Raw genomic sequence first — 17275 nt, 5'->3', positions numbered from 1 at the left:
GAGCCCTCGATGTTCCAGCGCGACGCCCGTCTCGAAAGCTACGATCCCGAACTCGCCCAGGCCATCGCGAACGAGGTCCGCCGCCAGGAAGACCACGTCGAGCTGATCGCCTCGGAGAATTACTGCAGCGCGCTGGTGATGGAAGCGCAGGGCAGCCAGCTGACCAACAAGTACGCCGAGGGCTACCCGGGCAAGCGCTATTACGGCGGCTGCGAGTACGTCGACATCGCCGAGCAGCTCGCGATCGACCGTCTCAAGCAGCTGTTCGATGCCGACTACGCGAACGTGCAGCCGCATTCGGGCTCGCAGGCCAACCAGGCCGTCTTCTTCGCGCTGCTGCAGCCGGGCGACACGATCCTGGGCATGTCGCTGGCCCACGGCGGTCATCTGACCCACGGCGCCAAGGTCAACGCGTCCGGCAAGCTGTTCAACGCGGTGCAGTACGGCGTCGACGACGCCGGCCTGATCGATTACGACGAAGTCGAGCGCCTCGCGCTCGAGCACAAGCCCAAGATGGTCATCGCCGGCTTCTCCGCCTATTCGCAGGTCGTCGACTGGGCGCGCTTCCGCGCCATCGCCGACAAGGTGGGCGCGTATCTGTTCGTCGACATGGCCCACGTCGCCGGTCTCGTCGCCGCGGGCGTCTACCCGAGCCCGCTGCCGCACGCGCACGTCGTCACCTCCACCACGCACAAGACGCTGCGCGGACCACGCGGCGGCATCATCGTCGCCAAGGGCGCGGGCGAAGCGATCGAGAAGAAGCTGCAGTCGATCGTGTTCCCCGGCATCCAGGGTGGCCCGCTAATGCACGTGATCGCCGGCAAGGCGGTCGCGTTCAAGGAAGCGCTGGAGCCGGCGTTCAAGACCTATCAGCAGCAGGTGGTGAAGAACGCGCAGGCGATGGCGAAGGTCATCATCGAACGCGGCTACAAGATCGTCTCCGGTGGCACCGAGAACCACCTGATGCTGGTCGACATGATCGGCAAGGACGTCAGCGGCAAGGATGCGGAAGAGGCGTTGGGCAAGGCGCATATCACGGTCAACAAGAACGCGGTGCCCAACGATCCGCGTAAGCCCTTCGTGACTTCGGGCCTGCGTCTGGGCACGCCGGCGGTCACCACGCGTGGCTACGTCGAGCAGGACTGCACGGACCTCGCGCACTGGATCTGCGACGTGCTCGATGCGCCGAAGGACGAGGGCGTGATCGCTAACGTGCGCGACAAGGTCGCCGCGCAGTGCGCGAAGTATCCGGTGTACGGCTGAGCATGTTCCGGGCTGCAGGCATTCCGGTCGCCATGCTGGGACTGGCGCTGATGGCTTTCGGCGCGAACGCCGCCGCGCCGACGGACGACGCGACGCCCGCCGGTCAGTACCGGCTCGTCGGGCAGATGGAAACCGCGTCTGAACTCCTGCTGCGCGAGGACGGGCGCTTCGACTATCTCCTGAGTGTCGGGGGCCTGGATGCGCGGCGTGCGGACACCTGGTCGTCCGATCCGGACACCCGCGTCGTGACCCTGCGGGTGGAGGGCGCCGACGCCCGCATCGCACGTGCTCTGCAGGTCGTCGGCGTGCAGCCACTTGCTGAGGTGCTCGACTCCCTCGCTCCGGACCACCCGGCCCGGGGCGCGACGCAGGGCGTGGCCGTGCGCTTCGAATCGCCGGTCGCCGGCGAGGTCGGGTCCCTGCTGGCAACGGCGTTCGATGCGGGCGATGCGCAGGTGGACGGGCAGGACCTGGTCGAAGGCGAAGTCCGCTGGAACGTGTTCGCTACCCCTCCTGCCTGGCTGGGGGTTTTCGGTGACGTCGGCGGCATGGCGCTGCAGATCGAGATCGACGTGCCGCCACCGGGCAGCGTAGTCTCGGTGCGCAGCGATTCCAGCCAGTTGGTCGACGGACAGGGGCTGCCGCTGGCATGGCGGCTGGCGCAGGCCGGCGATGGCAGCCTGGTCCCGGCCGACGGGTTCTCCGGCGACGACGTGCACGAGCGTCGGGGGCCGCGCTACGTGCGTATCAAGGACATCGGCGACTGACATCGTCCTCCCGCATGCCCGGGGCCGCCCTCCCGCATGCCGCGGCCGGATTGGATGCGTTCTGCGCCGTCGGCCATACTGGCGCGTCTGCGCTTCCAGCCTCTCGCCCTCATGCATTGCCCCTTCTGCCAGCACACCGACACCCGCGTGATCGATTCGCGCGTGTCCGAGGACGGCGCGACGATCCGTCGCCGCCGCGAGTGCGAAGCCTGCGGAGAGCGTTTCAGCACGCTGGAAACGATCGAACTCAAGCTGCCGACGATCATCAAGGGCGACGGGCGGCGTGAACCGTTCGATGCGCGCAAGCTGCGGCTGAGCATGGATCGCGCGCTGCACAAGCGCCCGGTCTCGGAGGAACAGATCGAGGCGACGGTGCGCGCGGTCGTGCATCACCTGCGCATGACCGCGGAACGCGAGGTGTCCTCGCGCCGGGTCGGCGAATTCGTCATCGCCGAACTGCGCAAGCTCGACCACGTCGGATTCGTGCGCTTCGCGTCCGTGTACCGCTCGTTCGAGGACGTGGCCGATTTCCGTGAGGAACTCGACCGGCTCGAACGCGACCTGCCGGGCGATGGACAGCTGCCGCTGCTCGAGGGCGAGACCGCGCCGGTCAAGACGCCCCGCAGACGCTGAGCCTTCGCAGAATCCCTTGTAGGAGCGCGCTTGCGCGCGACGGGGCGCCGAGAATGCCGGGTCGCGCGCAAGCGCGCTCCTACAATGTCTCCTTCTGTCGCACGCGTCGCCGAGGACTCATGACCGCTTTCACTGCCGACGATCACCGTTTCATGGCCCAGGCGCTGCGCCTCGCCGAGCGCGGCGCATGGACGACGCGACCCAATCCGATGGTCGGCTGTGTGCTCGTTGCGGGCGGCGCGGTCGTCGGTGAGGGCTTCCACGTGCAGAAAGGCGGCCCGCATGCGGAAGTGGTCGCGCTGCAGGCGGCCGGCGATCGCGCGCGCGGCGCGACGGCGTACGTGACGCTGGAACCGTGTGCGCACACCGGCAGCACAGGGCCGTGCGCCGATGCGCTGATCGAAGCCGGTGTGTCGCGTGTGGTCGCGGCGATGCGCGACCCGTTTCCGCAGGTCGACGGCGCCGGCATCGACCGCTTGCGCGCGGCGGGGATCGCAGTCGAATCCGGCCTGATGGAAACGCAGGCGAGGGCACTCAACCGCGGGTTCCTGTCGCGCATCGAACGCGGCCGGCCGTGGCTGCGGGTCAAGCTCGCCTGCAGCCTCGACGGGCGCACCGCGATGGCGAACGGCGATTCGAAGTGGATCAGTGGTGAGGCTTCGCGCGCCGACGTGATGCGCTGGCGCGCACGCGCCGGTGCGCTGCTCACGGGCAGCGGTACGGTGCTGGCCGACGATCCGCACCTGACCGTGCGTCTGACCAAAGACGCGCCTTTTGCGGTGCCGCTGCGGGTGGTGCTTGATCCGGGGCTGGCGACGATCGCGCGCGGCAACATCCGCGATGCCGCGGCGCCGACGATCTACGTCCACGCGCAGGACACTAAGGTGCCGCAGGGCTTCAACGCGCCACGCGTGGCCATCGGCCGCGGTGGCGACGGACAGCTCGACCTAGCCGCGGTGCTGACGGCACTGGGCGGAGGCGAGATCAACGAAGTCCAGGTCGAGGCTGGCGCCACGCTGTCGGGCGCCTTCCTGCGTGCCGGCCTCGTCGACGAACTGCTGCTCTACGTCGCGCCGGTATTGCTGGGTGAGCGTGGGCGACCACTGTTCGACGGGCTCGGCATCGACACCATGGCGCAGCGCCTGCATCTGCAGACGATCGACACGCGCCGGGTCGGCGACGATCTGCGGGTGTTGTTGCGGCCGAAGCCGGCCGCCTGATACAGCCCCCGTAGGAGCGCGCTTGCGCGCGAAGGGCTCTCACCCGGCTACCCCGTCGCGCGCGAGCGCGCTCCTACAGGGGCGGTACACCAGCCGTCCCGGGCTGTCCCTGCAATGAAGCGTCCCGCTCCGGCAAACCGGCCACGCGAGCCGCGCTGGTAGAATCCCCGGGCCGGCCTTGCCGGCAACACACAATCGAATGTCTTCGGGGCGGGGTGGAAGTCCCCACCGGCGGTAGGCGCGGTCACGCGCGAGCCCGCGAGCGCTGCCGGCAACCGCCGGCGGGTCAGCAGATCCGGTCGAATGCCGGAGCCGACGGTCAGAGTCCGGATGCGAGAAGACGACCTCATGCGTGGCCTTTGGGTCGCGCACGCTGTCGCGTCCCGGACCGTTCCCTTTCGGCTTGACCGTGCGGGCTTCCGCGCGGACGGAGGCAGCGACATGTTCACCGGACTGATCGAGGGCGTCGGACGCCTGGTTTCCACCGAGGCGCGGGGCGGCGACGCGCGCTTGCGCATCGCGGTCGGCACGCTGCCGTTCGAGGGCGTGGCGATGGGCGAGAGCATCGCGGTTAATGGCGTCTGCCTGACCGTGGTCGCGTTCGACGACGCGCATTTCGAGGCCGACGCCTCCACCGAAACCCTGTCGCTGACCACGCTCGGTGTGCTGGCGCCGGGCCGCGCGGTGAATCTGGAGCGCGCGATGCGCCCGACCGACCGCCTCGGCGGCCACATGGTCAGCGGCCATGTCGACGGCGTCGGCAGTGTCGCTTCGGTGCACGACGATGCGCGCGCGCAGCGCTGGCGCTTCGACGCGCCGGCGGCGTTGCTCAAGTACGTCGCGCACAAGGGCTCGATCTGTGTCGACGGCGTCAGCCTGACGGTCAACGCCGTCGATGCCACCGGTTTCGAGGTCGCGCTGGTGCCGCACACCGTCGCCCACACCGCGTTCGGCAGCACGGTGGTCGGCGAGGCGGTGAATCTGGAAGTCGATCTGGTCGCGCGTTACGTCGAGCGCCTGCTCAGCGCGGGCGTCGTCCCAGCGGGAGTGGCGGCATGAATTTCGCGCCCGTTCCCGAACTGCTGGAAGAGATCCGCCAGGGTCGCATGGTGGTCATCGTCGACGACGAGGACCGCGAGAACGAAGGCGACCTGATCATGGCCGCCGAGCTGGTCAAGCCGTCGGACATCAATTTCATGGTCACCCATGGCCGCGGCCTGGTGTGCCTGCCGGTCACGCCGAGCCGCGCCACGCAGCTGGGTCTGGCGCCGATGGTCCGCGCGAACACCGCGCAGTTCCAGACCAACTTCACCGTCAGCATCGAGGCCGCCGAAGGCGTGACCACGGGCATCTCCGCGCATGACCGCGCGCACACGATCCGCACCGCGGTGAAGGCGAACGCCAAGCCCGAGGACCTGCACCAGCCCGGCCACATCTTTCCGCTGGTCGCCCAGCCCGGCGGCGTGCTGACCCGCGCCGGCCACACCGAGGCGGGGGTCGATCTGGCGATGCTCGCGGGTCTGGAGCCGGCCGGCGTGCTGGTCGAGATCCTCAATCCGGACGGCAGCATGGCGCGTCGCCCGGAGCTGGAAGTCTTCGCCCGCGGACACGGCCTGAAGATGGGCTCGATCGCCGACCTCATCGCCCATCGCCTCGCCACCGAGCACACCGTCGAGCGCATCGACGAGCGCGGGATCGAGACCGAGTTCGGCGCCTTCCATCTGGTGACCTATCGCGACCGCATTGCCCACGAGCTGCACTTCGCGCTGGTGCGTGGCACGCCTGATGCCGATACACCGACGCTCGTGCGTGTGCAGGTGGAGAACCCGCTTGCCGACCTGCTGCACTGGCGCCGCGACGATTTCGGCGTGGCCGGCAGCGATGCGCTGCGCGCGATCGCCGAGGCCGGGCAGGGCGTGATGGTGGTGCTGTCGGCACCGCGTGACTCGGACGCGCTGCTGGCGCGGCTGCGCAAGGAGGCCGTGGTGCGGCCGCCGGGCAAGGACAAGGACGTGGGCCAGTGGCGTCGCAACGGCGCGGGGGCGCAGATCCTTGCCGATCTGGGCTTCGGCCGGCTGCGCGTGCTGGGCACGCCGCGCAAGCAGGTGGGCCTCGCCGGCTACGGCCTCGAGGTCGTCGAATACGTCACGCCCTGACGCGCGTTAAACTGACCGGCCTTGCGCGAATCCCCATGCCCATGAGCTACCTCGAAGGCGACCTCCGCGCCCCGGCCGGCGCGCGTTACGCGATCGTCGCCAGCCGCTGGAACCCCAAGATCACTGACGCCCTGATCGCCGGTGCGCGCAAGGCGTTCGCTGATCACGGCGTCGCCGAGGACGCCGTCGACGTGATCCGCGTGCCCGGCGCCTGGGAGATCCCGGTGGTCTGTGCGCGGCTCGCCGCGGCCGGCGCGCACGCCGCGCTGCTGGGTCTGGGCTGCGTGGTGCGCGGCGACACGCGCCATTACGAGCAGGTGGCCGACGGCTGCAGCGACGCGCTGATGCGGGTCGCGCTCGACAGCCGGGTGCCGGTCGCCAATGGCGTGCTCGCGGTCGAGGACTACGTCGACGCCGAGAAGCGCGCCGGCGGCAGCCACGGCAACAAGGGCGAAGAAGCGGCGCTGGTCGCCATCGAAATGAGCAACCTGTTGGACAAGATCGGATGAACCAGACCCGCAAACCCCATGGCGTCGACCCCGTGCTGCGCTCGCGCGCGCGCCGCCGCGCACTGCAGGCCATCTACGCGATGCAGATGTCGGGCACCGAGCCGCGCGAGATCGTCGCCCAGTTCGCCCACGAGCAGGCCAAGGAAGTCGCCGATCTCGCGTACTTCGAGGATCTGGTCCACGGCGTCGGCACGCGCTATCGCGAACTCGATGCGGCGCTGGCGCCGTTCCTCGACCGCACCATCGAAGAGGTCGATCCGATCGAGCGCGCGATGCTGCGCATCGCCGCCTACGAACTGCAGCACCGCGTCGACGTGCCGTACCGCGTCGTCATCGACGAGGCGCTGAAGACGGTCAAGCGTTTCGGCTCGGAACACGGCCACACCTACGTCAACGGCGTGCTCGACAAGGCCGCGGCCGCATGGCGCGCGCCGGAAGTCGGCGCGCTGCGCGGGCGCTGAGCCCGACGCAGTCGGAATGGCCGCCGGCGAATTCGACCTGATTGATCGCATCCGCGCGCGCACCGTCGCGCGCGACGACGTGGTACTCGGCATCGGCGACGATGCCGCGCTGCTGCAGCCGCCCGCCGGCATGCAGCTGGTCGTGGCGATGGACACGCTCAACGCCGGCATTCATTTCCCGCACGACACCGCGCCGGCCGACATCGGGTGGAAGGCGCTGGCGGTGAACCTGTCCGACCTCGCGGCGATGGGCGCGACGCCGGCGTGGTGCACGCTGTCGTTGTCCCTGTCCGAACCCGATGCAGCGTGGGTGGACGCATTCCTCAACGGTTTCGATGCGCTCGCGCGACAGCACGCTGTGGCGCTGGTCGGGGGCGACACGACGCGCGGACCGCTGTCGGTCTGCGTGAGCATGTTCGGCTTCGTCTCGCCCGGCCGCGCGCTGCGGCGCGCGGCGGCGCGGGTTGGCGACGATATCTGGGTCAGCGGCACGCCCGGTGATGCGGCCGCTGCGCTTGCGCAGTGGTCGGCGGGCGGCGCGCGTGATCCTGTGTTGCGCGCTCGACTCGATCGACCGACACCGCGGGTCACGCTCGGTTTGCGACTCTCCGAAGTGGCGCATGCTGCGATCGACATCTCCGACGGCTTGTTGGCCGATCTCGCGCATGTCTGCCGCGCGAGCAACGTGCGTGCGGAGGTCGACGTGGATGCCTTGCCCGTTTCGGGTGCACTGCGCGCTGCAGTTTCCGACGTTGAGACACGTCGCGCGCTGCAGGCGAGCGGCGGCGACGATTACGAGTTGTGCTTCGCCGCGCCGGTCGCACAACGCGACGCAATTTTTGCGGCTGCGCTGGATGCGCATGTGCCGGTGACCCGGATCGGGCGCATTGTTGAAGGGCAGGGCGTCGTCGCAACTTCGAACGGCGGGCCCTGGATGCCGGTGCGCACCGGTTGGGATCACTTCGCCGGTTGAAGCGCTCCGTCGTCGGAGCTCGGGCATACCGAGTTGGTATTGCGGATGCTGGTCTGGTTCTGTGGCCGCCGCGCTTTGGCTTTGGTTGTTGCTGTGGTTCCCGCTTTGGCTTTGGTCTTGGCTTTTGACTTGAATCGAGCCGTAGAGCGAGCCGAGCACCGGAGCCTGGCGTGGCCGAAGAGCAGCCCATGTCTGAGCGCAGCGAGTTTGGGCTGCGTGCCGCGTCAGGCGAGGAGCACAGGGCACCGATGCGGCTTCATCGCATCGGCTCGCGTCCGGCGAAGGGACCTTTTGGTTCCTTTTGGGTCCCTCCAAAAGGGACTCGCACGCGCAGCGGGCGAAAGCCCTGCACTTGCTTGAGCTTTTCGGCCCTGGCCTTGGCTTCCCCATTGGCGCTACGCGCTCTGAAGCGAAACGCTCGCTTCGCGAAGATCAAGTACAGGGCTTCCGCGCTGTCGCGCGGCTTACTTTTGTCTTGGCAAAAGTAAGCAAAACCGTCTTCGCCGGACGCGATCCGCCGCGATACAGCCGCGGCGGTCCCCTGCGCTTCTCGGTCAGCGGGGCACGCAGCCCAAACTCGCTGCGCTCAGACATGGGCTGCTCTTCGACCCCGCCGCCCTGCGATGCTCGGCTCGCTCTACGGCTCGATTCAAGTCAAAAGCTGGAAGCCAAAGCCAAAGCCAAAGCCAAAGCCAAAGCCAAAGCCAAAGCCAAAGCCAAAGAAAAGAACAAAGCCGAGCCGAGCCGACGCCAGAGCAAGGTCGACGACGGAAGGAAAAACCGAAAGCAACCCGAAGCTGCGTACAACCCGGACGGATCAATCATCTGCGCGAAACGCATCCTCGATCCACCGCAGCGTCGGCGCATCGGCATCGCCGCTCGCCTCGACCACATCGAAACGGCAGGGCAGGTCGCGCAGGCCGCGTTCGCGCATCAGGAACTGCTGCGCAGCCAGCACCAACCGCCGGCGTTTGCCGGCATCGATCGACGCAGCGCCGCCACCGAACGCTGCGGTGCGGCGGTGGCGGACTTCGACGAACACGACGACGCGCGATGCGCCGCGCGCGTCGAGCATCACCAGATCGAGTTCACCGCCGCGGAAACCGACGTTCGCGGCGAGGGGACGCAGGCCGGCGGCCTGCAGGTGCGCGGCCGCTGCCCGCTCGACGGCAGCGCCATCGCGCCGCCGGTCGTTCAACCGCCGGCGTCCGCCTGCGGCACCACGTAGCCATTGCGCCACGTCGCCCACGCGGGCTGGCGCATGACGTTGCCGTCGCCAGCGATACGCAGCATGCCGGTCGCGCCGCCGATGGCCGCATCGGGCGTGCGGGCGAGGTGTTCGAGATAGCCGCTGAGCAGCCAGGCGTCGAAGCCGAACGCGAACAGGCGCGCAGCGCCGCCACGGGCGGTCGGCAGATCGCGCGAGACCTCGGTCAGTGGCGGCAGCGAACGCGCGCTGGCGCCGGTCGACCAGCTTTCGGTCGGGAACACGATGCCGTCGAGAATCTGGTCTTCCTCCGCCTTGCCGGTGCCCTGCGCCAGCAGCGAGCTGCCGACGCGCGGACGCGTGGCGAGGCCTGCAACCGACAACTGCGGCGCCAGCACGCGCGCCTGGTTGCCGCGGATCGCGAGATACACCGCATCGACGCCGGCGCCGCCGGCGAGCGCGTTCTGCAGCGCCGGGGTCTGGTCGACCGGGCTGTCGCCGACGATTGCGAGCGTGCCGACCACGCTGCCGCCGTTCTGAGCCAGACGCGCGGTCAGCGCATCGACGCTGCGGCGCGCGGCGTCCTCGCCGTTGCTGAGCACCAGCACGTTGCGCGCGTTGCGCTTGAGCAGGTACTGCGCGGCGGCGTCGCCTTCGTCTTCCGGCGCCAGCGAGAATGCGGCGGCGTTGTCGGGTGCCTGGACGGAGCCACGGTTGAGCGCGATTACCGGGACCTGCGCGGGGCCGCGGAACAGCGCATCGACTTCCTCGCGTCCAAGCGGGCCGACGATCTGGTCCGCGCCTTCGGCGATCGCGCGGCTGTAGGCGTTCGCCGTGCCGGTCGCGGTACCGGCGGTGTCGTAGAACGCGAGCTCGGGCCGTTCACGGCGCTCGCCGTAGTAGCCGGCCAGCAGGCCGTCGCGCACCGGCGCGGCGGCAGTGGCCAGCGAGCCACTCATCGGCAGCAGCACGGCAAGCTTGCGCGGTGGACGGTAGCCATCGCGCTCGGCGACCGGACGGGCGTCGTCGAAGGTCCAGCGGCCGGGCGCGGCCGGGGCTTGCGAGGGGTCGGCAACCGAGCCCTCGCCGCCGGTGGTTTGCACGGTCGCGCAGCTGGCCAGCATCGCGGCCAGCGCGGCGCCGGCAAGCAGGCGCAAAGCGCGGGGCTGCGCACCGACGGCGCGCGTCGTGCGCGTGCGGGCGTTCGAGGGCTGGGCCGTTGCTGCCATGTCGCGGTTCCGCTGCGGGATAATGGGCGCATTCTAGCGTTCCCGGTGTGCAGACGATGAGCGACCCTTCCCGCGCCCCCGGCGTCCTGCACGTCGTGGCGACACCGATCGGCAATCTGGGCGATCTGTCGCCGCGCGCGCAGGCAGTGCTGCGCAGTGTCGATGCGATCTGCGCCGAGGACACCCGGCACACGCGCCAGCTGCTCGGCCACTTCGGCATAGAGCGGCCGCTGATCGCCCTGCACGAACACAACGAGGACGGCCTGGCTGCGCGGCTGGTCGAACGGCTGCAGGTCGGCGATTCGCTGGCGCTGGTCAGCGACGCCGGCACGCCGCTGGTCAGCGATCCCGGCTTCCGGCTGGTGCGCGCGGCCCGCGTCGCCGGCCTGCGGGTGTCGCCGGTGCCGGGGCCGAGTGCGTTGATCGCGGCCTTGAGCGTTGCCGGTCTGCCAAGCGACCGCTTCGTATTTGAAGGCTTCCTGCCGGCCAAGGTCGGCGCGCGGCGCGAACGCCTGCAGACGCTCGCTTCCGAACCGCGCACCGTGCTGTTCTACGAGTCCTCGCACCGCATCGAAGAGATGCTGGCCGACGCGGTGCAGGCCTTCGGCGGCGGACGTCCTGCCGTGGTCGCGCGCGAACTCACCAAACTGTTCGAGACCGTGCTCGACGGCCCGCTGGAGACGCTGGCCGCGCGCGTTGCCGGCGAGGCGGACCAGCGCAAGGGCGAGTTCGTGGTGCTGATCGAGGGCGCGGGCGACGACGTCGATGCGCGGCTGGCCGAAGGCCGCCGGGTCTATGCCCTGCTATCGCGCGAGATGAAGCCGTCGCTGGCCGCGAAGCTCGCCGCCGACATCACCGGCGCGCCGCGCAAGGCGTTGTACGGCGCGTTGCCGAATCCATGACAGGGACCGCAGGCGCGGTCCAGCCCGGCATGACGCCCGGCAGCCTCTTCCGGTTGTTCCTGCGCCTGGGGCTGACCTCGTTCGGCGGCCCGGTGGCGCATCTGGCGTTCTTCCGCGACGAATTCGTCGTGCGCCGGCGCTGGCTGGGCGAAGCCGATTACGCGGAACTAGTGGCGCTGTGCCAATGCCTGCCGGGCCCCGCCAGCAGCCAGGTGGGCATGGCGCTCGGCCTGCGTTGGGCGGGACTGCGCGGCGCCCTCGCGGCGTGGTGCGGCTTCACCCTGCCGTCTGCGCTGCTGATGATCGGCTTCGCGCTGGGCCTGCTCCATTCGGACAGCGGATTGCCCGCGGGTGTGGTGCACGGTCTGAAACTGGTGGCGGTGGCCGTGGTCGCGCAGGCCGTGTGGACGATGGCCCAGGTGTTCTGCCGGCGGCCGGCCGCCGCGGCGGTGGCGCTGTGCGCGGCGGCCGCATTGCTGCTCTGGCCTTTCGCCGGCATGCAACTGGTGGTGATCGGCGTGGGCGCGGTGTTGGGCGCCGGCTTGTGGCGCATCGACGACAGCCTGCCGAGCACAGACGTACCGGTCTCCGGGTCGCGATGGCCGGCGCGGATCGCGCTTGTGCTGTTCGCGGTCCTGCTGCTGGGTCTGCCGGTACTGGCGCACACGATGCCGGCCTCCACCGCCGCCGTGTTCGCGGCCTTCTATCGCGCCGGGGCCTGGGTATTCGGCGGCGGCCACGTGGTGCTGCCGCTGCTCGAAGCCAGCGTGGTGGCGCCTGGCTGGATAACGGAGAGCGCCTTCCTGGCCGGTTACGGCGCCGCCCAGGCACTGCCGGGCCCACTGTTCACGTTCGCCGGTTTCCTCGGGGCGGGCATGCAGGCGGGGCCGGGCGGTTGGACCGGCGCGCTGCTGGCGCTGGTGGCGGTGTTCCTGCCGGGGCTGCTGCTGGTCGTCGGCGTGCAACCGGCGTGGCGGCGCGTGCGCCGCTGGCGCCGCATGCGTGCCGCGCTGGCGGGGGTCAACGCGGCGGTGGTCGGATTGCTGCTGGCCGCGCTCATTGATCCGTTATGGACCAGTGCGGTGGCGGGCTGGGGTGATGTGGCGCTGGTGTGCGTCGCGCTGCTGGCGCTGGTCGGGCTGCGCATGCCCGTGTGGCTGCTGGTGCCAGCAATGGCGTTGTGCGGGTGGGCGCTGGGCGCGATCTGACGGATCGACTGCCCACACTCTCCTTTGTGGCGCGTTGATGGAATGCCGCGTGACGTGCCGGGGTTAGGCATCGACGGCTGCGGCGGGTCGTCCCGTGCGAGAATGCACGCGGCGGAGTCGGCCAGACAGTCGCGTCACCCCGGGTGCTTGCATCCGGCGGTGCCGAGGAAAGTCCGGGCTCCACAGGGCAAGGTGCCAGGTAACGCCTGGGCGGCGCGAGCCGACGGAAAGTGCAACAGAAAGATACCGCCCAAGACTGCTTTAAGCAGGACGGCAAGGGTGAAATGGTGCGGTAAGAGCGCACCGCGAGCCTGGTAACAGGCCGGCACGGCAAACCCCACCTGGAGCAAGACCAAATAGGGACCTCATGACGTTGCCCGCGTCGGGTCCGGGTAGGTTGCTCGAGCGTACCGGTGACGGTGCGCCTAGAGGAATGACTGTCCACGACAGAACCCGGCTTATCGGCCGGCTCCGCCACTTCGACAACTGAAGCCATGGCGCCGGCAGACGGAAATGGTCTGGACGACGCCGAAGCCGATCCTGCCCGGCAGCTTCTTCTTCTCCTGGGGGACTGCGTGCCCTCCGGGACAGAACAGCACGGGATGAGCTGGGGCTTTCCACGGATTTCTGATGGACACCGGGTCGCGATCGACGTGGCGCCAGTGTCGAGAGGTGGTGCTCTGCCTGTGAGGGGTGCGTAGCCGAGCATCACCGCAGTTCGCGTTGCGCGGCGACCCGGATCAGATCCTTCGCAGCGGCCCAGCGTGGTCGGGCACCCGAGTCGACTTGGCAGCACGCATGACGCGGAGATCAGCCTGGCCCGCCAAACCTGCGCAACCTATTCCTCCAGCTGATTAAAGCCACCCCGGTTGCCGCACCGCAGCAAGTCGATTCCGTGAAGCTCATGTGAGGGTTACGTTCATTGCGAAAACCACTCAAATCTCAAAATTTGAGACGAAACAGGTGCTTGTGGATAAAGCTTGAACAAGTCTCTGAAGAGTGCTGCAAGTCATTGACCAGACAGGTGAAAAGTTCTCGACAAAGCTGTTGACAACCCAAATGACGGGTCCTAAGGTGGCGACTCGTGGGGAAACCGGGAATTTCGTGGTTTTCCGAACGCCAAAGCCCGCTCCAGACGGGCACTCAACGGGCAGGAACGGACGTGTTGCAGGGCGAGACCGCCATCACCATCGACGAGAAGGGCCGACTGGCGATTCCAACCGCCTATCGGGACTTCGTCGCGCGTGAATGCGACAACCGGCTGGTCCTGACCTACAACCCCTTCGATGCCGGTGGGTTGTACCTCTACCCGTTCAAGGCCTGGGAAACGCTGCGCGACCAGGTCAATGCGCTGCCGCGCACGCTGGCCCGCAACCGCACCCTGCAGCTCAAGCTCGTCGGCGCCGCCACCGTGCTCGAGCCCGACGCCAGTGGTCGTATCGGCATTCCGTCCAGCCAGCGCAACACGGTGGGTATCGACCGCCGCGCGGTGCTGGTGGGCATGGGTGACAAGTTCGAGCTCTGGAGCGAACAGGCGCATCAGGCGCAGATCCGCCAGACCCTGACCGACGAGGACATGGCCGGCGACGATCTCGAAGGGTTGCCGTTGTGACCGCCGGTGGTGCGGATGTCACATCCGGCCACCTCCCGGTGTTGTACGCGCAGGTGCTCGACGGCCTGCACGTGCGCCCGGATGGCCGCTACCTTGATGGCACCTTCGGCCGTGGCGGTCATGCCGCCGGCGTGCTCGCGCAGCTGGGCGCCGATGGCCGTCTGCTGCTTATGGACAAGGATCCCGAAGCGATCGCGGTTGCCGAAGCCCGCTTCGGTGATGACCCGCGCGTGTCGATCTTCCGTGGCAGCTTCATCGAGCTCACGGGCTGGCACGAGGTCGCGCAAGCGCCCCTCGACGGCGTGCTGTTCGATCTGGGCGTCTCCTCGCCGCAGCTGGATGTCGCCGAGCGTGGTTTCAGCTTCGGCAAGGACGGTCCGCTCGACATGCGCATGGATCCCGACGCGGACGAAAGCGCCGCCGAGTGGATCGCGCGCGCCGACGAGGCTGCGATCGCCGACGTGCTGTGGACCTACGGCGAAGAGCGCATGAGCCGCCGCATCGCGCGTGCGATCGTCGCGCGTCGCGTCGAGGCGCCGTTCCTGCGCACCGCCGATCTGGCCGCGGTGATCGGCGCCAATGTGCCGCGCGGCAAGTCCAAGCCGGGCCAGAAGGAAACGCATCCCGCGACGCGCTCGTTCCAGGCGATCCGCATCCACATCAACCGCGAGCTGGCCGATCTCGAAACCGGTCTCGATGCCGCGCTCGCGGCGCTGCGTCCCGGCGGCCGTCTTGCGGTGATCAGCTTCCATTCGCTGGAAGACCGCATCGTCAAGCGCTTCATCGCCGGTCACGCGAAGGCGCCTGCCGGCAATCGCCGTCTGCCCGAAGCCGCGCCGTTCGTGCCGCGCCTGCGCATCGTCGCCGACGCGACCAAGGCCGACGATGCCGAGCTGCGCGCCAATCCGCGAGCCCGCAGCGCGGTGCTGCGCGTGGCCGAGAAGCTCGACGTGGAGGCAGCCGCATGAAGCTGCGCCATCTCGTCGTCGCGATTTTGCTGGCCGCCAACGTGATCACCGCGATCGGCGTGGTGCACGCGCGCCACGACTATCGCCAGCTCTACATCGACCTGACCCGTCTGGAGCGCGCGCGCGATGAGCTCAACATCGACTTCGGCCGTCTGCAGCTCGAGCAGGCGACCTGGGCGATGAGCAACCGCGTCGACCAGGTCGCGCGCGAGCGTCTGGGCATGCGCTTCCCCGAGACGGCCGAGATCGTCGTGGTGCGCCCATGAACTTCCGCAAGTTCATCAAGGCCGGCGACGGCCACGCCAAGAAGCCGCGCAAGCGCGCGCAGTTCGACCTGCGCCTGCGCCTGATGCTGGTTGGCGGCGCGCTGGGTCTGGGCGCGGTGGCGCTGGTCGGTCGCGCGGTGGATCTGCAGCTGATCGACAACGCGTTCTACCAGCAGAAGGCCGACGCGCGCTTCCGCCGCGAAGTGCCGATCCCGGCCTCGCGCGGCATGATCACCGACCGCAATGGCGAGCCGCTGGCGATCTCCTCGCCGGTCGAATCGCTGTGGGCGAATCCGCAGGAACTGAGCAAGCATCCCGACCGTCTGCCCGAGCTGGCCCAGGCCACCGGTCTGCCACTCGAGGAGCTGTCGCGCGCGGTGTCGCAGCGCGCCGACAAGGAATTCATGTACATCCCGCGCCACCGCCGGATCAGTCCGGTGGCGGCCAAGCGCGTGCTGGATCTCGGCGTGCCGGGCGTGTTCTCGCAGCGCGAATACCGTCGCTTCTATCCGCAGGGCGAAGCGGTCTCGCACGTGCTGGGCTTCACCAACATCGACGACAACGGCCAGGAAGGCGTTGAACTCGCGTTCGACGAATGGCTGGCCGGCGTGCCGGGCGCGCAGAACGTGATCCGTGATCGCCACGGCCGCATCGTCGAGCACGTGAGCCTGGTGCGCGCTGCCGAGCCGGGCAAGGATCTGGTGCTGAGCATTGATCGCCGCATCCAGTTTCTCGCGCATCGCGAACTCCGTCGCGCGCTGGAAGAGACCGGCGCGAGCGCGGGTTCAATCGTCGTGCTGGACGTGGCGACCGGCGAAGTGCTGGCGATGGCCAACCTGCCGACCTACAACAACAATCGCGTCACCGGCGAGAACCGTGACGCGCACCGCAACCGCGCGCTGACCGATCTGCTCGAACCCGGCTCGACGATGAAGCCGATCACCGTGGCGGCGGCGCTGGAGAAGGGCGTGATCTCGCCGAGCAGCACGTTCAACACCAGCCCCGGCTGGATTGCCAACGGCCGCTTCCGCACCAGCGATTTCCGCAACTACGGCGTGCTCGACACGACCGGCATCATCACCAAGAGCTCGAACGTCGGCTCGGCGATGATCGTGCACAAGCTCGACAGCCAGTACTTCTACGACTTCGTGCGCAGCTTCGGCTACGGCCAGAGCACCGGCAGCGGTTTCCCGGGCGAGGCCGCAGGCCTGTTCCCCGATCCGTCGCGCTGGAGCGGCACCAGCAAGCAGGGCATGTCCTACGGCTACGGCCTGTCGGTCACGCCGATGCAGATCGCACATGCCTACGCCACGCTCGGCAATCACGGCCGCTCGGTCACGCCGACCTTCGTCAAGGGTCATGTCGGCGAATCGCGCCAGGTGGTCTCGGCCGCCGTCGCCGACGAAGTGGTGCGGATGATGCAGACCGTCACCGAACCCGGCGGTACCGGCACGCGCGCGGCGATCCTCGGCTACCACGTCGCCGGCAAGTCCGGCACCGCGCGCAAGGCCAGTGGCGGCGGTTACGCACGGCGTTACCTCGCGTTCTTTGCCGGCCTCGTGCCGGTCGAGAATCCGCGCTTCGCGATGGCCGTGGTCATTGACGATCCGGACACCTCCAAGGGCGGGTCCACCTACGGCGGCGGCTACGTATCCGCGCCGGTGTTCCAGCGGGTCATGGACGGCGCGCTGCGCCTGATGGACGTGCCGCCGGACGACATCGACACCTGGCTGGCCGCGCAGGCGACGGCCGATGCCAAGCGTGCGCGCGAGCAGGGCCGTGCCGTTCCCGCGCCGGTGCCGGCGACGCCTGCGGCCGCACCCGTTGCGCCTGTCGTGTCCGCGGTGCAGAGCACGCCAGTCGCCGCGACGCATGTCGCCGGAGGCCAGCGATGAGCCGCG

Annotated in this window: 18 protein-coding genes, 1 other RNA gene and 1 riboswitch; of the genes, 16 read left to right on the top strand and 3 right to left on the bottom strand. The window is 69.0% G+C overall.

All coding sequences use genetic code 11. The features are described 5' to 3' along the window. The first annotated feature begins 9 nt into the window (after nt 1-9). The 9 genes from glyA to thiL all read left to right on the top strand — a co-directional run bounded on the left by glyA (nt 10) and on the right by thiL (nt 7982). On the top strand, nt 10-1263 hold the full coding sequence (gene glyA, locus J2W68_RS04975; protein WP_310233282.1) for a serine hydroxymethyltransferase: 1254 nt from the start codon (nt 10-12) through the stop codon (nt 1261-1263). Nucleotides 1264-1265: 2 nt separating this feature from the next. Beyond that, nucleotides 1266-2030 (top strand): hypothetical protein, encoded by a 765-nt coding sequence (locus J2W68_RS04970; protein ID WP_310233281.1) that lies wholly within the window; start codon nt 1266-1268, stop codon nt 2028-2030. A gap of 111 nt (nt 2031-2141) precedes the next feature. After that, nucleotides 2142-2663 (top strand): transcriptional regulator NrdR, encoded by a 522-nt coding sequence (nrdR, locus tag J2W68_RS04965; protein ID WP_159680275.1) that lies wholly within the window; start codon nt 2142-2144, stop codon nt 2661-2663. A 119-nt stretch (nt 2664-2782) separates the two neighbouring features. Continuing rightward, on the top strand, nt 2783-3883 hold the full coding sequence (ribD, locus tag J2W68_RS04960) for a bifunctional diaminohydroxyphosphoribosylaminopyrimidine deaminase/5-amino-6-(5-phosphoribosylamino)uracil reductase RibD (RefSeq protein WP_310233280.1): 1101 nt from the start codon (nt 2783-2785) through the stop codon (nt 3881-3883). A 197-nt stretch (nt 3884-4080) separates the two neighbouring features. After that, nucleotides 4081-4229, top strand: a riboswitch (FMN riboswitch). Between the two features lie 95 nt (nt 4230-4324). Then, on the top strand, nt 4325-4942 hold the full coding sequence (locus J2W68_RS04955; protein WP_310233279.1) for a riboflavin synthase: 618 nt from the start codon (nt 4325-4327) through the stop codon (nt 4940-4942). Beyond that, on the top strand, nt 4939-6039 hold the full coding sequence (gene ribB / locus J2W68_RS04950; RefSeq protein WP_310233278.1) for a 3,4-dihydroxy-2-butanone-4-phosphate synthase: 1101 nt from the start codon (nt 4939-4941) through the stop codon (nt 6037-6039). Before J2W68_RS04955 ends, ribB begins: the two co-directional genes overlap by 4 nt. Before the next feature lie 41 nt (nt 6040-6080). Further along, nucleotides 6081-6548 carry a 6,7-dimethyl-8-ribityllumazine synthase gene (ribH, locus tag J2W68_RS04945; RefSeq protein ID WP_310156288.1) on the top strand — a complete coding sequence of 156 codons (468 nt, stop codon included), beginning with the start codon at nt 6081-6083 and terminating at the stop codon, nt 6546-6548. Continuing rightward, nucleotides 6545-7009, top strand: a complete 465-nt coding sequence (nusB, locus tag J2W68_RS04940; protein ID WP_310156278.1) for a transcription antitermination factor NusB — start codon at nt 6545-6547, stop codon at nt 7007-7009. Before ribH ends, nusB begins: the two co-directional genes overlap by 4 nt. Before the next feature lie 16 nt (nt 7010-7025). Beyond that, nucleotides 7026-7982: a thiamine-phosphate kinase gene (thiL, locus tag J2W68_RS04935; protein WP_310233276.1), complete on the top strand. Its 957-nt coding sequence runs from the start codon at nt 7026-7028 to the stop codon at nt 7980-7982. A 654-nt stretch (nt 7983-8636) separates the two neighbouring features. Here the strand turns inward: thiL and J2W68_RS04930 are convergent. The 3 genes from J2W68_RS04930 to J2W68_RS04920 are packed head-to-tail and all read right to left on the bottom strand — an operon-like array spanning nt 8637 to nt 10418. Further along, nucleotides 8637-8822, bottom strand: coding sequence for a hypothetical protein (locus tag J2W68_RS04930; RefSeq protein WP_310233274.1), 186 nt, complete (start codon nt 8820-8822; stop codon nt 8637-8639). Further along, a complete protein-coding gene (locus J2W68_RS04925) occupies nt 8800-9180 on the bottom strand; it encodes a YraN family protein (RefSeq protein ID WP_310233273.1) in 381 nt (126 codons plus the stop codon). The genes J2W68_RS04930 and J2W68_RS04925 overlap by 23 nt, the downstream gene beginning before the upstream one ends. Next, on the bottom strand, nt 9177-10418 hold the full coding sequence (locus tag J2W68_RS04920; RefSeq protein WP_310233271.1) for a penicillin-binding protein activator: 1242 nt from the start codon (nt 10416-10418) through the stop codon (nt 9177-9179). The genes J2W68_RS04925 and J2W68_RS04920 overlap by 4 nt, the downstream gene beginning before the upstream one ends. Before the next feature lie 56 nt (nt 10419-10474). Between J2W68_RS04920 and rsmI the strand changes: the two genes are divergently transcribed. From rsmI to J2W68_RS04885, 7 genes are all read left to right on the top strand, one after another. Continuing rightward, on the top strand, nt 10475-11320 hold the full coding sequence (rsmI, locus tag J2W68_RS04915; RefSeq protein WP_310233270.1) for a 16S rRNA (cytidine(1402)-2'-O)-methyltransferase: 846 nt from the start codon (nt 10475-10477) through the stop codon (nt 11318-11320). Further along, nucleotides 11317-12528, top strand: a complete 1212-nt coding sequence (gene chrA, locus J2W68_RS04910) for a chromate efflux transporter (RefSeq protein ID WP_310233269.1) — start codon at nt 11317-11319, stop codon at nt 12526-12528. Before rsmI ends, chrA begins: the two co-directional genes overlap by 4 nt. Nucleotides 12529-12641: 113 nt before the next feature. After that, an RNA gene (gene rnpB, locus J2W68_RS04905) (RNase P RNA component class A) lies at nt 12642-13005 on the top strand. 685 nt (nt 13006-13690) lie between these two features. Next, the gene (mraZ, locus tag J2W68_RS04900; RefSeq protein WP_310150322.1) at nt 13691-14140 is read left to right on the top strand and encodes a division/cell wall cluster transcriptional repressor MraZ; all 450 of its coding nucleotides are present in this window, start codon (nt 13691-13693) and stop codon (nt 14138-14140) included. Beyond that, complete coding sequence (gene rsmH / locus J2W68_RS04895; protein ID WP_310233268.1) at nt 14137-15108, top strand: 16S rRNA (cytosine(1402)-N(4))-methyltransferase RsmH; 972 nt, start codon at nt 14137-14139, stop codon at nt 15106-15108. Before mraZ ends, rsmH begins: the two co-directional genes overlap by 4 nt. After that, a complete protein-coding gene (ftsL, locus tag J2W68_RS04890) occupies nt 15105-15374 on the top strand; it encodes a cell division protein FtsL (protein ID WP_425491041.1) in 270 nt (89 codons plus the stop codon). The genes rsmH and ftsL overlap by 4 nt, the downstream gene beginning before the upstream one ends. Continuing rightward, the gene (locus J2W68_RS04885; protein ID WP_310233266.1) at nt 15371-17269 is read left to right on the top strand and encodes a peptidoglycan D,D-transpeptidase FtsI family protein; all 1899 of its coding nucleotides are present in this window, start codon (nt 15371-15373) and stop codon (nt 17267-17269) included. The genes ftsL and J2W68_RS04885 overlap by 4 nt, the downstream gene beginning before the upstream one ends. Nucleotides 17270-17275: the final 6 nt, after the last annotated feature.

This window comes from Luteimonas terrae (assembly GCF_031457535.1).
Taxonomy (GTDB): domain Bacteria; phylum Pseudomonadota; class Gammaproteobacteria; order Xanthomonadales; family Xanthomonadaceae; genus Luteimonas; species Luteimonas terrae_A.
This window is presented reverse-complemented; position numbering and strand designations above follow the sequence as displayed.

Excerpts from the sequence above, each read along its gene's own strand:
- glyA (WP_310233282.1), top strand. The coding sequence starts at position 10 with ATGTTCCAGCGCGACGCCCGTCTCGAAAGCTACGATCCCGAACTCGCC.
- J2W68_RS04970 (WP_310233281.1), top strand. The coding sequence starts at position 1,266 with ATGTTCCGGGCTGCAGGCATTCCGGTCGCCATGCTGGGACTGGCGCTG.
- nrdR (WP_159680275.1), top strand. The coding sequence starts at position 2,142 with ATGCATTGCCCCTTCTGCCAGCACACCGACACCCGCGTGATCGATTCG.
- ribD (WP_310233280.1), top strand. The coding sequence starts at position 2,783 with ATGACCGCTTTCACTGCCGACGATCACCGTTTCATGGCCCAGGCGCTG.
- J2W68_RS04955 (WP_310233279.1), top strand. The coding sequence starts at position 4,325 with ATGTTCACCGGACTGATCGAGGGCGTCGGACGCCTGGTTTCCACCGAG.
- ribB (WP_310233278.1), top strand. The coding sequence starts at position 4,939 with ATGAATTTCGCGCCCGTTCCCGAACTGCTGGAAGAGATCCGCCAGGGT.
- ribH (WP_310156288.1), top strand. The coding sequence starts at position 6,081 with ATGAGCTACCTCGAAGGCGACCTCCGCGCCCCGGCCGGCGCGCGTTAC.
- nusB (WP_310156278.1), top strand. The coding sequence starts at position 6,545 with ATGAACCAGACCCGCAAACCCCATGGCGTCGACCCCGTGCTGCGCTCG.
- thiL (WP_310233276.1), top strand. The coding sequence starts at position 7,026 with ATGGCCGCCGGCGAATTCGACCTGATTGATCGCATCCGCGCGCGCACC.
- J2W68_RS04930 (WP_310233274.1), bottom strand. The coding sequence starts at position 8,822 with ATGCGTTTCGCGCAGATGATTGATCCGTCCGGGTTGTACGCAGCTTCG.
- J2W68_RS04920 (WP_310233271.1), bottom strand. The coding sequence starts at position 10,418 with ATGGCAGCAACGGCCCAGCCCTCGAACGCCCGCACGCGCACGACGCGC.
- rsmI (WP_310233270.1), top strand. The coding sequence starts at position 10,475 with ATGAGCGACCCTTCCCGCGCCCCCGGCGTCCTGCACGTCGTGGCGACA.
- chrA (WP_310233269.1), top strand. The coding sequence starts at position 11,317 with ATGACAGGGACCGCAGGCGCGGTCCAGCCCGGCATGACGCCCGGCAGC.
- ftsL (WP_425491041.1), top strand. The coding sequence starts at position 15,105 with ATGAAGCTGCGCCATCTCGTCGTCGCGATTTTGCTGGCCGCCAACGTG.
- J2W68_RS04885 (WP_310233266.1), top strand. The coding sequence starts at position 15,371 with ATGAACTTCCGCAAGTTCATCAAGGCCGGCGACGGCCACGCCAAGAAG.